General features: G+C 65.4%; 13 protein-coding genes. 8 read left to right on the forward strand and 5 right to left on the reverse strand.

The features are described from left to right. Window positions 1-78: 78 nt before the first annotated feature. Window positions 79-1,926 carry a DNA mismatch repair endonuclease MutL gene (gene mutL, locus ACRARG_RS13910; RefSeq protein WP_432690611.1) on the forward strand — a complete coding sequence of 616 codons (1,848 nt, stop codon included), beginning with the start codon at window positions 79-81 and terminating at the stop codon, window positions 1,924-1,926. Next, window positions 1,923-3,179, forward strand: a complete 1,257-nt coding sequence (locus ACRARG_RS13915; protein WP_432690612.1) for a DNA recombination protein RmuC — start codon at window positions 1,923-1,925, stop codon at window positions 3,177-3,179. The genes mutL and ACRARG_RS13915 overlap by 4 nt, the downstream gene beginning before the upstream one ends. On the opposite strand, the gene ACRARG_RS13920 is transcribed toward ACRARG_RS13915, so the two are convergent. Both ACRARG_RS13920 and ACRARG_RS13925 read right to left on the reverse strand, forming a co-directional pair. Next, window positions 3,176-3,814, reverse strand: coding sequence for a ChrR family anti-sigma-E factor (locus ACRARG_RS13920; protein ID WP_432690613.1), 639 nt, complete (start codon window positions 3,812-3,814; stop codon window positions 3,176-3,178). The genes ACRARG_RS13915 and ACRARG_RS13920 overlap by 4 nt on opposite strands. 4 nt (window positions 3,815-3,818) lie before the next feature. Then, window positions 3,819-4,346, reverse strand: a complete 528-nt coding sequence (locus tag ACRARG_RS13925; RefSeq protein ID WP_432691372.1) for a sigma-70 family RNA polymerase sigma factor — start codon at window positions 4,344-4,346, stop codon at window positions 3,819-3,821. Between the two features lie 250 nt (window positions 4,347-4,596). On the opposite strand from ACRARG_RS13925, the gene ACRARG_RS13930 reads away from it, so the two are divergent. The 4 genes from ACRARG_RS13930 (at window position 4,597) to ACRARG_RS13945 (ending at window position 8,809) form a co-directional block, all read left to right on the forward strand. After that, complete coding sequence (locus tag ACRARG_RS13930) at window positions 4,597-5,898, forward strand: NAD(P)/FAD-dependent oxidoreductase (protein ID WP_432690614.1); 1,302 nt, start codon at window positions 4,597-4,599, stop codon at window positions 5,896-5,898. Beyond that, on the forward strand, window positions 5,895-6,662 hold the full coding sequence (locus ACRARG_RS13935; RefSeq protein ID WP_432690615.1) for a DUF1365 domain-containing protein: 768 nt from the start codon (window positions 5,895-5,897) through the stop codon (window positions 6,660-6,662). Before ACRARG_RS13930 ends, ACRARG_RS13935 begins: the two co-directional genes overlap by 4 nt. Before the next feature lie 54 nt (window positions 6,663-6,716). Further along, a complete protein-coding gene (locus ACRARG_RS13940) occupies window positions 6,717-7,457 on the forward strand; it encodes an SDR family NAD(P)-dependent oxidoreductase (protein WP_432690616.1) in 741 nt (246 codons plus the stop codon). Window positions 7,458-7,609: 152 nt separating this feature from the next. Beyond that, window positions 7,610-8,809 (forward strand): hydantoinase/carbamoylase family amidase, encoded by a 1,200-nt coding sequence (locus ACRARG_RS13945; RefSeq protein WP_432690617.1) that lies wholly within the window; start codon window positions 7,610-7,612, stop codon window positions 8,807-8,809. A gap of 3 nt (window positions 8,810-8,812) precedes the next feature. Here the strand turns inward: ACRARG_RS13945 and ACRARG_RS13950 are convergent, their stop codons facing one another. From ACRARG_RS13950 to ACRARG_RS13960, 3 genes are read right to left on the reverse strand one after another with little or no spacing between them, the layout of a single operon-like run. After that, a complete protein-coding gene (locus ACRARG_RS13950; protein ID WP_432690618.1) occupies window positions 8,813-9,520 on the reverse strand; it encodes a hypothetical protein in 708 nt (235 codons plus the stop codon). Beyond that, window positions 9,511-10,218: a response regulator transcription factor gene (locus ACRARG_RS13955; RefSeq protein ID WP_432690619.1), complete on the reverse strand. Its 708-nt coding sequence runs from the start codon at window positions 10,216-10,218 to the stop codon at window positions 9,511-9,513. Before ACRARG_RS13955 ends, ACRARG_RS13950 begins: the two co-directional genes overlap by 10 nt. Next, window positions 10,215-12,119, reverse strand: coding sequence for a PAS-domain containing protein (locus ACRARG_RS13960; RefSeq protein WP_432690620.1), 1,905 nt, complete (start codon window positions 12,117-12,119; stop codon window positions 10,215-10,217). The genes ACRARG_RS13955 and ACRARG_RS13960 overlap by 4 nt, the downstream gene beginning before the upstream one ends. 204 nt (window positions 12,120-12,323) lie before the next feature. On the opposite strand from ACRARG_RS13960, the gene ACRARG_RS13965 reads away from it, so the two are divergent. Continuing rightward, complete coding sequence (locus ACRARG_RS13965; protein WP_432690621.1) at window positions 12,324-14,297, forward strand: AMP-binding protein; 1,974 nt, start codon at window positions 12,324-12,326, stop codon at window positions 14,295-14,297. Window positions 14,298-14,373: 76 nt separating this feature from the next. Continuing rightward, a complete protein-coding gene (locus ACRARG_RS13970) occupies window positions 14,374-15,192 on the forward strand; it encodes an ABC transporter ATP-binding protein (RefSeq protein WP_432690622.1) in 819 nt (272 codons plus the stop codon). Window positions 15,193-15,198 lie beyond the last annotated feature (6 nt).

The raw sequence follows: 15,198 nt of genomic DNA on the forward strand, positions 1-15,198 counted from the left end.
GCCATGTTTGCGCTCTGGCCTTGATCTGGCGGCGGAAGCGCATGGTCGAATCAAAGCGCCCATGCTAGGTCTGGGGTCATGCTGAGACCCGACCCCAATATAAGCGATATCCGTCCTGTCATCCGGCAGCTCGACGAGGCTGCGATCAACCGGATTGCGGCGGGGGAGGTAGTGGAGCGCCCGGCCTCTGCCGTCAAGGAACTGCTGGAGAATGCGCTGGACGCCGGGGCCAGCCGGATCGAGGTCACGATTGCCGATGGCGGCAAGGGGCTGATCCGGGTCCGCGACGATGGCTGCGGGATCGACGGCGACGCGCTGCCGCTGGCGCTCTCGCGCCATGCGACATCGAAGATCGACGGCTCTGACCTGCTCAACATCCATACCTTCGGCTTTCGCGGGGAGGCACTGCCGTCGCTGGGCGCGGTCGGCCGTCTGCGCATCACCTCCCGCGTCGCTGGCGCGCCTGCGGCGGAGATTGCGGTCAGCGGTGGCCGGATGGAGCCGGTGCGGCCCGCGGCCCTGTCGGCGGGCACGGTCGTCGAGCTGCGCGATCTCTTCTACGCCACGCCCGCCCGGCTGAAATTCCTGCGTACCGACCGGGCAGAGGGGCAGGCGGTCACCGATATCGTCAAGCGGCTCGCCATGGCGGAGCCCTATGTCGGCTTCACCCTGCGCGATGCGACGGGCGGCGGCGAGGGCCGGGTGGTCTTCCGCGCCGATCCCGAAAGCGGCGACATGTTCGACGCTTTGCACGGGCGGCTGGCCGCGATCCTCGGGCGCGAGTTCGCCGAGAATTCTCTGCGCATCGATGCGGAACGGGAAGGGCTGCACATGACCGGCTATGCCGCCCTGCCGACCTATTCGCGCGGCGCGGCAGTGGCGCAGTTCCTGTTTGTGAACGGGCGGCCTGTCAGGGACAAGCTGCTGACCGGCGCCCTGCGCGCGGCATATATGGATGTGCTGTCGCGCGACCGGCACCCGGCGGCCGCGCTCTTTATCGACTGCGATCCGGAGCTTGTGGACGTCAACGTGCATCCCGCGAAATCGGAGGTGCGGTTCCGCGATCCGGGCATCGCGCGAGGGCTGATCGTCTCGGGCCTGCGCCATGCTTTGGCGGGGGCGGGGCACCGGGCCTCCTCGACCGTGGCCGAGGCGACGCTGGGGGCGATGCGGCCTGAACCGGTGGCACCGAGGGTCTACCAGATGGACCGGCCCTCCCTGCAGGCCCGAACTGTCAGCTATCAGGGGCAGGCGCCCGAGGCCTTTGCCGGGTTTTCCGACCTGCCATCGGTGCGGTATGAACCTGCGCCGGAGCCGGTTGCCGAAGACATTGCCCCGCTGGAAAGCTACCCGCTGGGCGCCGCCCGCGCGCAGGTGCATGAGAATTACATCATCGCCCAGACGGAACGCGGCATGGTGCTGGTTGATCAGCACGCCGCCCATGAACGACTGGTCTATGAAAAGCTGAAGGCGCAAATGGCCGAACGTGGCGTCGCGGCGCAGGCTTTGCTCATTCCTGAAATCATCGAACTCTCCGCCGGGGACTGCGCCCGGCTGGAAGAGGCGGCGGAAGCGCTCTCCGTCCTCGGTCTGACCATCGAACCCTTCGGCGGTACTGCCGTGGCGGTGCGGGAAACTCCCGCGATCCTGGGAGAGGTCGATGCCAGGGCGCTGGTCCTCGACATCCTCGACGAGCTGGCCGATGCCGGCGACAGCACGACGCTCAAGGCCCGGATCGACGCGATCCTCAGCCGCGTGGCCTGTCACGGCTCCATCCGCTCCGGCCGCCGGATGCGGGTGGACGAGATGAACGCGCTCCTGCGGGAGATCGAGGCCACCCCGCTCTCGGGCCAGTGCAACCACGGCCGCCCCACCTATGTTGAGCTGAAACTCTCTGATATCGAACGGCTGTTCGGACGCACATGATCCAGATCGGCACCACCACCCTTGACCTGAACGACCCCGTCACCCTGGCCCTGCTGATCGGCGGGGCGCTGGCGCTGCTGATCGTCATCCTGCTGATCGCCGCCCTGCGCGGCGTGTCGCGCACCGCCCGCGCGTCGGAGCCGCTGATCTATCAGATGGACCAGCTGGGCCGCGCCGTCGAAGGCCTCGGCCGGGGGCAGGAGCAGCTGACGGGCGGTCTGACCTCCGTCTCCAACGCGCAATCCACCGGACAGGCGCAGGTGCTGCAGGCGATGGAAACGCGCCTCGCCGCCGTCCAGCAGCAGATGAGCGACCGCCTGCACGAGAATGCGATGAAGACCGCCCGCGCCATGACCGACATGCAGGAACATGTGAACAAGCAGCTCATGGGCGGGTCGGAAAAGACCACCAAAAGCCTGACGGAGCTGCAGGCGCGCCTCGCCACGATCGACAAGGCGCAGGAGAATATCACCAAGCTGTCGGGCGATGTTCTGTCGCTTCAGGACATTCTGTCAAACAAGCAAACCCGTGGCGCCTTTGGAGAAATCCAGCTCAACGACATCGTCTCCAAGGCGCTGCCAAAGGACAGCTACACGCTGCAGGCGACGCTGTCGAATGGGAAGCGGGCGGATTGCATGATCCATCTGCCCAACCCGCCGGGCCCCATCGTCATCGACGCGAAATTCCCGCTGGAGGCCTATGAGGCCCTGCGCAACGCCGCCACGGAGGCGGAGGCCCGCGCCGCCGGTCAGCAATTCCGCGCCTCCGTCAAAGCGCATATCAAGGCGATCTCAGAGAAATACGTGATCGAGGGCGAAACCGCCGATGGCGCGCTGATGTTCCTGCCGTCGGAGGCCGTCTATGCCGAGCTGCACGCCAATTTCCCCGACGTTGTGCGCGAAGGGTTCAACGCCCGGGTCTGGATCGTCTCTCCTACCACCTGCATGGCCACGCTGAACACGATGCGCGCCATCCTCAAGGATGCGCGGATGCGCGAACAGGCGGGCGCCATCCGCAATATGCTGCGCCAGCTGCACCGCGATGTGGAGATCGTGGTCGAGCGGGTGCAAAAGCTCGACACCCATTTCGATCAGGCCCGGCGCGACGTCGAAGGGATTGGAATCGCGGCGGAGCGGGCCGGCAAACGCGCCGCCAAGCTCGACAATTTCGATTTCGAGGAACTGGCGCCCGAGGATACGCTGGAACAGGATGCAGGCGCAGCCGTCGCCCGCTTGACCGCCGCCCGCGATTAAATCTTGAGGAAGGGCTGCGCCAGACGCGGCAGCAGCGACCGGAACCGCAAGGGCGCATCCGTGGCGGCCAGACAGATGCAATCCGCCCCGGCCTCCGCAATCGGCTGATGCTCCAGATCCTCGTTGGCCACTTCCACATCGCCCCGCCCGAAGCGGTCGGTTTCATCGGCAAAGGCACCCTGCAGAACCATCGTCAGCTCCGTCCCGCGATGCCCGTGATCGGGTACGGCCGCCCCCGCCGGAATAAACAGCAGCCGGGCAGAGGCCGCTTTGGACGTCGGCAGGATCGCCTGCCGGACCCCGCCGCCAACCGCCCGCCAGCGGATCGCATCCACATCGCCGCCAACATAATCGCGCAGGGGCTGGGGCAGGACGCCCGGCGCCGGCCGCGCCGCAATCGGCCCGACCTCGTCATCCAGACGTGCCAGACACAGGTCCAGCGACCCCTCCGCCAGCGTCACGCCCGCCTCTTCCAGCATCGCGCCGCCAACCGATTCGTAGCTTTCCAGCGCCGCGCGGCAGGTGTCGCACATCGACACATGCGAGGCGACGACAAGGTTGAAGGCCTCGGGCAGGGTGCCCGCCGCATAGCCGATCAGCAGCTCTTCCGTGAGATGATGTTTGATACCGTCCATAATCTTAATCCATCGCGTGGCGCAGTTTCTCCAGCGCCAGTCTGATCCGCGATTTGATCGTGCCCAGCGGCAGACCCGTCATATCGGCGATCTCCCGATGCGACAGGTCGCCGAAATAGGCCTTCTCGATCAATTCACGTTGTTTCGCAGGCAGGGCGGCCAGCGCCTTGCCCAGTTGTTCACTCTCCTGCTGCAGCTCCAGCTCCGCCTCCTGCGGCAGGTCGGGCTCCGGCCCCCAGCCAAGGTCTTCGGGCTCCGGTCGCCGGTCGCGGCGCAGCAGGTCGATCCGCCGGTTCCGCGCGATCGTGAATATCCAGGTCGCCACAGAGGCGCGGGAGGCATCGAACTGATGCGCCTTCCGCCAGACCGAGACCATCACATCCTGCGCACAATCCTCCGCCACCGAAGGCTCGGCACCCGACTTGATCAGGAACCCTTTCACCCGGGGCGCGAAATGCGCAAAGAGCCGGGCGAAGGCGGCGCGGTCGCGGGCATCGCGGATCAGGTGTATTTCCTCGATCCACGTCTTCATCTGCTTTGCGCCGTTCTGCGCCGTCACCAGCGTATGCCCCTTTTCCCGTGCCTGCGTTCTAACACGCGGCGAGCTCAGGGGCGAGGCTGCCCCACGGGGTTGTGTGGTCACTTGCTGCAACATGTCCAGACTACGCCGCCCGGGCGCAACCGGATCACTTGCGACCGCAGAAAAGATTTTTTCCTGCCGGTGCATCCGTTTGGCGACGGGGCACGTAGCTCTTATGGATCGCAAAGATAAAGGACGACCCATGCCATTTGAATCCCCGCGTGTCGCGCGTCGCCGCATCGCTATTATTGGCGCTGGTATCTCAGGCCTCGGCGCGGCCCTCATGCTGTCGGATACGGATGACGTGACCCTGATCGAGGCAGAGCTGCGCCTGGGCGGCCACGCCCGCACGATCATGGCGGGCAAGCGTGGCGATCAGCCGGTCGATACCGGGTTCATCGTCTTCAACTACCCGAATTATCCGCTGCTGACGCGGCTTTTCGACGACCTGAACGTGCCTGTTGTGAAAAGCGATATGAGCTTTGGCGCCTCCGTCATGGGCGGGCGCATCGAATACGGTCTGTCTAATCTGCGGGCTGTCTTTGCCCAGTCCCGCAACATCGCCAATCCCCGGTTCCTCGGGATGCTGCGCGACGTGATGCGGTTCAACGCCCGGGCGCTGGAGGCCTCCCGCGCTTCCGGTATGACCATTGGCGGGTTGCTGGACCAGCTGGGCACTGGCGACTGGTTCCGGGACTATTACCTGCTGCCGCTCTCCGGCGCGATCTGGTCCACGCCCAAGGACCGCATCCTCGACTTTCCCGCCGATGCCATGATCCGGTTTTTCGAGAACCACGCCCTGCTCAGCCATACCGGTCAGCACCAGTGGTACACGGTTGAGGGCGGATCGGTCGAATATGTCCGGCGGGTCGAGGCGGCGCTGCGCCGTACCGGTGTCGACATCCGCACCGCCAGCCCCGTGCAGGCCATCCGGCGTACGCTGATGGGGCCCGAGGTCAAACTATACGGCAGCGAATGGGAGGGTTTCGACGAGGTCATCCTCGCCACCCATTCCGACGACAGCCTCCGCCTGCTGTCGGACCCGACCGTAGCGGAGGCAGCGGCTCTGGGCGCCATCCGTTACCAGCCCAACACGGTGGTGCTGCATTCCGACGCATCGGTCATGCCCCGCAACCGCCACGCCTGGGCCTCTTGGAATTATCGCGACGCCATCGGCCATCCCGGCGACACGATCGACCTGACCTACTGGATGAACCGCCTGCAGCCGATCCCGATGGACGACCCGCTCTTTGTCACGCTCAACGCCACCCGCCGCATCGACCCGGCTCGCATCCATGACGAGGTCACCCTGCGCCACCCCGTCTACGATGCCGCAGCCCTCGCCGCGCAGAAGGATATGCAGGCGCTCAACGGCCGCAACGGCACCTGGTTCTGCGGCGCCTGGATGCGCAACGGCTTCCACGAAGACGGCCTCGCCTCCGCGACGGCGGTGGTGGAGGCGCTGCGCGCCGCGCCCGCACTGCCCGACATGGCAGCCGAATGACCAACCTCGCCCGCCCCCTGCATCTGCGCGGCCAGACCTGGCACGGCCGAAAGGGCCAGATCCGGAACGCCTTCCGCTACGGGGTGGATTACGTCCTGCTGGATGCCGAGAATGACGGGCCTCGCCCGCGCCTCTTCTCCCGCAACCGGGGCAACCTCACATCGCTGCACGACAGTGACCATGGCGGCCCGCCGAAAGAGGGCAGGGGCGCCGCATGGGTGCGCGAGGTGCTGGCGGAGGCGCATCTGCCCCGCCCCGCCCGCATCCGTCTGCTGACCCAGCCGCGCGTGCTGGGCCATGTCTTCAACCCGGTCTCATTCTGGCTCTGCGAGGATGACCGGGGCGACCTGAGGGTCGTGATCGCGGAGGTCACCAATACTTTCGGCGACCGCCATTCCTACCTGTGCCACCGCGACGATCAGGGCCCCATCGGCCCCAAGGACGTGCTCTCCGCCCGCAAGGTCCTGCACGTCTCGCCCTTCCAGCCGCAGACCGGCACCTATGCCTTCACCTTCGACATCACAGACCAGAACATACGTATCCGTATCGACTATGATCGCGAGGCCGAGGGCGGTCTGATCGCCACCCTCACCGGCCCGCTGGAACCGCTGACCAACCGCGCCATCCTCGGTGCCTGCCTGCGCCGCCCCTTCGGCTCCCGCCGGGTTCTGGCGCTGATCCATTGGCAGGCGCTCAAACTCTTCATCAAGCGCGCTCGTTATCGCAACAGACCGCCCGCCCCGGCGACGGAGGTCTCCCGCTGAGGAACCCCGCCCCGGACCCCGCGTTAACCCCCCGACACCAAAAGGAGAGGCAAGATGACAGACTGGCAGGGCAAGACCTATTGGCTGATCGGCGCGAGCGAAGGCTTCGGCGCGGCGCTGGCGCACCAGCTGTCAAAGGTCGGCGTCAGCGTGATCCTGTCGGCCCGCAGCGAAGACAAGCTTCGTCAGGTCGCCGACAGCCTGCCGGGCCAGTCCCGAATCCTGCCGCTTGACGTCACCGACCGCGCCGCCGTCGAACAGGCCGCGCAGCAGGCCGGAGAGATCGACGGCATGATCTACCTCGCCGGTGCCTACTGGCCCTTCGGCGCCGAAGATTGGGATACCGAAAAGGCCGAGGTCATCGGCGATACCAACTTCCTCGGCTGCATGCGGGCCGTCGGTGCCGTCCTGCCCGGCATGAAGGCGCGCGGCCATGGCCATATCGTGCTGACCGGGTCGCTCACCGCCTATGGCGGCCTGCCGGGCTCGGCCCCCTATACCGCGACCAAGGCGGCGATCATGTCGCTGGCCGAAAGCCTGCGCTGTGACCTGCAGAACACCGGGATCGAGGTGCAGCTGTTGAACCCGGGCTATATCCGCACCCGCCTGACCGAAAAGAACGACTTCAAGATGCCCGCGATGATGGAACCGGAGGAGGCCGCGACCAAGGCCTTCGAGCATATGAACTCCCCCAGCTTCGCCCGCGCATTTCCCTCCGGCTTCTCCCTGATCTTCCGGCTGGCAAGGTTCCTGCCGGGCTGGGCCTATTTCCGGCTGTTTTCTGCCCGGGCCTGACCCAGCGTCCAGAAGACAGGCAGCTACGGCAGGCGGGCTCTGGTATGCCCGGGCAAAATCTGCGCACCCTTGAACATACACGACGCATTTATCATGATAATTGCGCCAGAGATGCCCAGATACCCAAGTCACCAGTTGCCGAAAGGGACCCCATGCTGCCCGTCAATCCGGACCGTTTCCTCGCCGACCTTCACAAACTGCGCAGCTTCGGGGCCTCCGGCGTGGGCAAGGGGGTCGTCCGGCGGGCCTTTTCCGACCCCGATATCGAGTCGCGCAAATGGCTGACCGAGCAATATACCGGCGCAGGGCTGACCGCCCAGATCGATCCCGTCGGGACCGTCTGGGGTCTGGCCGAAGGAAAATCCCTGCTCATAGGCTCCCATTCCGACACCCAGCCAGAGGGCGGCTGGCTCGACGGGGCGCTTGGCGTCATCTGCGGGCTGGAACTGGCCCGCGCGGGGGCAGAGGCCGGCCTGCCCGTCTCTGCCGTGTCGTTCCAGGATGAGGAGGGGCGCTTTGGCGTGACCACCGGCAGCCGCATCTGGGGCGGCTTCACCTCTCTCGAAGATGCCGACAGGCTGACCGATACCGATGGTGTGACCTTTGGCGAGGCGCGCGCGCGCATGGCGGACCTTACCAGCGACTTCCCCGACCCGTCCCGCTTCAAGGGGTTTGTCGAATGCCATATCGAACAGGGCCCCTGGCTCGACAAGGCCGGCGAAGCGGCGGGCGTCGTCAGCTCCATCGTCGGCATCCGCGACATGCGCATCACCTTTTCGGGCGAACAGAACCATGCGGGCACGACGCCCATGCACCTGCGCAAGGACGCCTATCAGGGCATGGTCGCCTTCCAGAACCTGATCGCCCAGAGGTTCCGCAACCTCGTCACCCCCTCGACCGTCTGGACCACCGGCCATGTCGACCTCTACCCCGGATCGCATTCCATCGTGCCCGGGCGCTGCACCTTCTCCATGCAGTGGCGTGACGGGGAAAAACCGCGCCTCGACCGGATGGAAGAGGTGATCCGCGAGGCGGCAGAAGAGGTCGCGCGCGAGAAGGGGCTGAAGCTGGAAACCTCCGGCATGCTCAGCCTCGACCCGGTGCCGATGGATGACGGTTTTCAGGCGGCACTGGCGCGGGGCGCGGAAACGATCGCACCGGGCCGTTGGCGCAAGATGCCCTCAGGTGCGCTGCATGATTCCACCTCCGTCTCCGCCCATATGCCGGTGGCGATGCTCTTTGTCCCCTCGATCAACGGCATTTCCCATGCCTTTGAGGAGGACACGCGGGAAGAGGACCTCGTCGCGGGCCTGCAGATCCTCGCCCATGCGGTTGCCGAAATCGCGGCCTGAGGGCTAGCCCAGCAGCTCCCCGGCCACGGCCATCAGCGCCCCGGCCGTCTCAACCCCGTTGAGCACCGTGTGCAGGTGGCTGCCGTCGACATGGGCGACAGGCCAGCCCAGCATTTCAGCATCCTGCAGCGCCTGATCGTAAAAGGGCGAGAGCCGGACATAGCCCACCGGCATGTCCCGCCACTGCGGCATATCAAGCGATTGCCCCAGCCAGTCCGCCGGAAACCGCCGTTCCTCTGCCCTGAGGATCGGCACCAGATCGGCGCGGTCGCGGCCCAGTGGCCCGGTGCCCAACCCTTCCTCCAGCCCCAGCCCGGTCCACCAGTCGGACCAGTGGGGCAGGGTCGCGTCCTCGACCTTGCCGCTCAGATGGCGCGTCACACGGTCCGAGAAGATCGGGTTCGGACCATTCTCCGCCGGGATCTCCCCATCAAGGAAGATCACCGCCTTCGCCCCCACCTTCGGCGCCAGCCAGGCCGCCAGGACAGTCGCCACGCTATAGCCCACAAGGATCGGCGCCGGGCTGGACGGGATCATCTCCATCAGCGCCTCCGCCCATGTCTCAAGCGACGGCAGGGCATCGGGAAAGGCCGCATGCGGGTCGGGCTCCGTCACCTTGGCGCCCGCCTCCCGCAGGGCCAGCGCCACCGCCGACAGGGAGGTCCGCCCGACAAACGGCCCGGTGACCAGCGCATAATGGGTCACGTCCATCGTACATCCCCCAGGAAAATATAACCCGCGCCATAGATCGTCTTGATCAGACGCGGGTTCTTCGGATCCTCCCGCAGCTTGGTCCTCAGCCGCGAGATCCGCACATCCATGGCGCGGTCGAAACTCTCTCCCGCCGCGCCGCCAAGCGCCTCCTGCATCACCGCGCGGGAGATCAGGCGCTTCGGTCTTTCCAGAAACAGCCGCAACACCTCACCCTCCGCATGGGAAAAGGGCACCTCTGCCCCGCTCTCGTCTTCCAGCACGAAACTGTCGAAATGCGCGGTCCATCCGGCGAACTGCGCGGTCTGAGTGGCCGTCGTGGCGGGCCTGTCCCGGCGCAGACGCGCCCGGACCCGGGCCACCACCTCGGCCGGATCGAAGGGTTTGATGATGTAGTCATCCGCCCCCAGTTCAAGCCCGGTCACGCGATCCTGTACCTGCGCCCGGCCCGAGATGATGATAACCGTCGCGCCCTTCTCCAGCGCCAGACGATGGATCAGCGTCAGCCCGTCCCGATCGGGCAGCGACAGATCCAGCAGGCAAAGGTCCGGCGTGATCGTCTGCAGCGCCGCCTCGAATTCCGTCGCGCGGGAAAAGCCCATTGTCCGATACCCCGCCTCCTCCAGGGCCGAGGACAGCATCGCCCGGATCTCCGGCTCGTCATCAAGGATCGTCACAAGAGGTGTATCGGTGGTCATGCCAGCAGCGTTCCCGTTCTCAGAAGATGGGCAAGCGCGACCTTGCCGAAGGGTTTGCGCAACACCGGCGCGCGCTGCGCCGCCGCCGCGTATAGCGGATGATCATTGCGCAGGGAGGTCATCATATAGCAGGGCGGTGCCCCCTCCGGCAGGCTGTCGAACAGATCGATCCCCGTCAACGACCCCTCCAGAGAGATATCGGACAGCACTAGCGTCAGCCCCGGCACCTGCCGGATCAGGTCCCGCGCCTCCTCGACAGAGGTCGCCTCGATCACCGAATAGCCCTGCTCCCGCAGCATGCCCCGGATATTCTGCCGCAGGTCCAGGCTGTCCTCCACCAGCAGCGCCAGGCCAGGCGTCGCGGCCAGCGGCGCGGGTCGCCAGGGCAGCTGCAAGGTCACGATGGCCCCGCCCGTGGGCGCATTGGCGATCTTCACCTGCCCGCCCAAAGTCTGGCTCATGTCATAGACCGACGGCAGGCCCAGCCCCGTGCCCGCATCCCCCTTGGTGGTAAAAAACGGGTCCATCGCATGTTCCAGCGCCGCCTCGGAAAAGCCGGGGCCATTGTCCTGCGCGGTGAATTCCAGCCAGGTATCGCTGCGGTTCCGCGCCGACAGCGTGATCCGCCCGCGCCCCGCCACCGCATCCTTGGCGTTCAGGATCAGGTTCAGCAGGCAATCCTGTACAATGGCCGTATCCATCATCACCCGCGCCCCGCCGGTCCGGTCGCGCAGGTCCAGCCGCACGCCTTCACCGACGACCGGGGCCGCCAGAGTCTCCAGATCCGTCAGAAACTGCCCAACTTCCACCGGCGCGGGCGCAGGCCGCCGTTCCGACACCATCTCCCCCAGCGAATTCAGCATCTCCCCGCCCCGCCGCGCCGCCGACAGCGTGGCATTGACCAGCGCCTGCGACTCCTCCGGCAGGCCCGTCCGCGACAGCCGCGATTGCGCGCCCAGAATAATCGTCAGCAGGTTGGAGAAATCATGCGCCAGACCGCTGGTCAGCTGCGCCGCCAGCTGCCGCCGCCGCGACTGTTGCAGCGCCGCGCGGGTCTGCGCCTCCTCCGTCACATCGGTGGACAGGATATAGGCGCCGTCATGGCCATCGGGCGTCAGCGCCGTCCGGATCCGCCGCGAACTGGCCGCATCGGTAAACTCGAACACCGAACTGCGCCCCTGATAGGCGGCCTCCACATAGGGCCGGACGGCGGCATAGGCCTGCGTTCCCAGAACCTCTGCCATATGCAGCCCGACGATATTGGACGGCCGCCCCGGCATGATCGAATTCAACCGCAGGTTCGAATAGGTATAGGTGCCATCCGCCGCGATATGGGCGATATGGGCCGGCATCATCTCGTTCACCAGCCGGATCCGCGCCTCCATCTGGGTCAGCTCCTGCCGGGCCTCTTCCAGCGCGGCATTGGTCGCCTGCAGCTTGCGGTTGGCGGCGGCCAGATCCTCCGCATGGTTCAGCAACTGACCCGAAAGCTCTTCCGAGCGGCTCCGCAGCAGCTCCTCCTGCCGTTTGACATCGGTGATATCGGTATAAACCGTAACCCAGCCGCCCTGCGGCAATGGCGTCCCCTCAACCGAGATCAGCCGGCCATTCGGGCGCAGGCGTTCCATGTAATGCGGCTGCGGCGCATGGGCCTGCGCAACCCGTTCGGCGATCATCGCCTCGTAATCCTCGACATCGGCATAATCGCCCACTTCCGCCAGATGCCGGATCGTCGCCTCGAAACTGGCGCCGGGCTGGGTCAGGCTCAGCGGCAGGCGGAACATTTCCCGGAAGGATCGGTTGCAGACGACCAGCCGCAGCTCGTCGTCATAGATCGACATGGCCTGCGGGATCAGGTTCAGCCCCGCCCGCAGCATCGCGTCCCGCGCCGCGAAATCCATGATATCCCTCCACTATCCCCTGCACGGTTCTAACACTCACCGCGCGACCGGGGAAGCGCGGCGGGTTTGTTACAATTCGATAGATTTCGGTAAAACTGCCGCAACGATTCCCCGCAACTCTCTCTCCACCCCGAAAAGGGGGAGACGTCCGCCAAGGGGGCGCACCCCGGTTTGAGGAGACCGGGAAAGGGGAGGAAAGATCGTATGGTTTCTGCGTCGCATGGCGCGGGTGGTGTGGTGTCGATTCCGGCACTGCTCGACCGCAACGCGAATATCCACGGCAAGAAGGCGGCCTACCGCGAGAAGGAATTCGGCATCTGGCAAAGCTGGAGCTGGGCCGAAACGCGGGAGGAGATCCGCGCGCTTGCACTGGGCCTGCTGAAACTGGGCGTGAACAAGGGCGATTTCATCGCCATCATCGGATCGAACCGCCCGCATCTCTACTGGTCCATGGTCGCCGCCCAGATGGTCGGCGCCGTGCCCGTGCCCGTCTATCAGGACAGCGCGGCAGAGGAGATGGCCTATGTCCTTGACCATTGCGGCGCGCGCTTTGTCATCGCCGAGGATCAGGAACAGGTCGACAAGGTGATCGAGGTGCAGGAGGTGCTGCACCAGTTCGAACACATGATCTACCTCGATCCGCGGGGGCTCAGGAAATACGACCACGCCACGATGCATGCCTATACCCAGGTGCAGGCCGATGGCCGCGCCGCGGAGGCTGACCTGGGCGGAGAGCTGGACCGCCGCAACGCCGCCATCACCTATGACGACACCTGCGTCATGCTCTACACCTCCGGCACGACGGGCAAGCCCAAGGGCGTGGTCCTGTCGAACCGCAATATCATCGAGACGTCAAAGGCGTCGTCGGATTTCGACCACCTCTCGGCGGGCGAAGAAGTGCTGGCCTACCTGCCCATGGCCTGGGTCGGCGATTTCATCTTCTCCATCGGGCAGGCCTACTGGTCCGGCTTCTGCGTCAACTGCCCCGAAAGCGAAGAAACCCTGCTGACCGACCTGCGGGAAATCGGGCCGACCTATTACTTCGCCCCGCCGCGCGTCTTTGAAACCCAGCTGACCACCGTGATGATCCGGATGGAGGACAGCACGCGGCTTAAGAAGTGGCTCTTCAAGACCTTTATGGACCATGCCCGCAAGGTCGGCCCCGCGATCCTCGACGGCAAGCCCGTCAGCGCGGGCGACCGGTTCAAATACGCGCTCGGCAACCTCTTTATCTACGGCCCGCTCAAGAACACGCTGGGCCTCAGCCGCGTCCGCGTCGGCTATACGGCAGGGGAGGCGATCGGGCCGGAGATCTTCTCCTTCTACCGTTCGCTCGGTATCAACCTGAAACAGCTCTACGGCCAGACGGAGGCCTCGGTCTTCATCACCCAGCAGCCCGATGGCGAGGTGCGCGCGGATACCGTGGGCGTCGCCTCTCCGGGGGTAGAACTGAAGATCGACGAGAATGGCGAGGTCTTCTATCGCAGCCCCGGCGTCTTTGAATATTACTACAAGAACGACGAAAGCACGGCCAAGACCAAGGACCCAGAAGGCTGGGTCGCCACCGGCGATGCCGGGTTCATCGAGGAAGGCTCGGGCCACCTGCGCATCATCGACCGCGCCAAGGACGTGGGCAAAATGGCGGACGGCTCCATGTTCGCGCCCAAATATGTCGAGAACAAGCTGAAGTTCTATCCCAACATCCTGGAGGCCGTGGTCTTTGGCGCCGGGCGTGACCGCTGCACCGCTTTCATAAACATCGACCTTTCGGCCGTGGGCAACTGGGCGGAGCGTCACAACATCGCCTATTCCTCCTATCAGGAGCTCGCGGGCCATCCCAAGGTGCTGGCTGCGATCCAGCAGCATGTGGAGGAGGTCAACGCCTCCGTCGCCGAGGACGAGATGCTCTCGGGCTGCCAGATCCACCGCTTCCTCGTGCTGCACAAGGAACTGGATGCCGATGATGGCGAGATGACCCGCACCCGCAAGGTCCGCCGCGCGGTCATTGGCGAGAAATACGCCGACCTGATCGCGGCGCTCTACGATGGATCGCCACGCATCCAGACCCGGACAGAGGTCACCTACGAGGACGGCCGCAAGGGCTATATCTCCGCCGATCTGGAAATCCGCGACGCGAAGGTCGCGCCGGTCGCCCGTCACAAGGTGGCGGCGGAATGACCGGGCAACGCGCGCCTGCGGCGACGCCCCGCCCGCCATCCCGCGGATGTGCCGCGCAATTTGGGAAGGAAATCTGATGCTGGACCAGAGCGAAGGCTACACCACCGCCGACGGCCGCAAGATCGGCGGCGTGGTGATGGAGATGAAGAACATCACCCTGCGTTTCGGTGGCGTGGTGGCGATCAAGGACATCTCCTTTGACATCCGCGAGGGCGAGATCCGCGCCATCATCGGCCCGAACGGCGCCGGCAAATCCTCGATGCTGAATGTGATCTCGGGCTTTTATGTCCCGCAGGAGGGGCAGGTGCTCTATCAGGGCCAGCCCCGGCCGCAGATGAAACCCTATCAGGTGGCGCGGCAGGGGATTGCCCGCACCTTCCAGAACATCGCGCTCTTCGAAGGGATGACGGTGCTCGACAACGTCATGACCGGGCGGCTCAACAATATGAAGACCAATATCTTTCAGCAGGCGCTCTGGAAGGGGCGGGCCGAACGGGAAGAGGTCGAGAACCGGGAAGTGGTCGAAAAGGTCATCGACTTCCTCGAAATCCAGAACATCCGCAAGACACCCGTCGCGCGCCTGCCCTATGGGCTGAAGAAACGGGTGGAGCTGGCCCGTGCGCTGGCCGCCGAACCCTCGCTCCTGCTGCTGGACGAACCCATGGCGGGCATGAACGTCGAGGAGAAGGAGGACATGTCCCGCTTCATCCTCGATGTGAATGACGAATTCGGCACGACTATCGCGTTGATCGAGCACGACATGGGCGTCGTCATGGACCTCAGCGACCGCGTCGTCGTGATGGATTACGGCAAGAAGATCGGCGATGGCACGCCGGACGAGGTGCGTGCCAATCAGGACGTCATCGACGCCTACCTGGGGGTGGCGCATGACTGACCCTGT

The organism is Pseudooceanicola profundi (genome assembly GCF_050897955.1).
In the GTDB taxonomy this organism is placed as follows: domain Bacteria; phylum Pseudomonadota; class Alphaproteobacteria; order Rhodobacterales; family Rhodobacteraceae; genus Pseudooceanicola.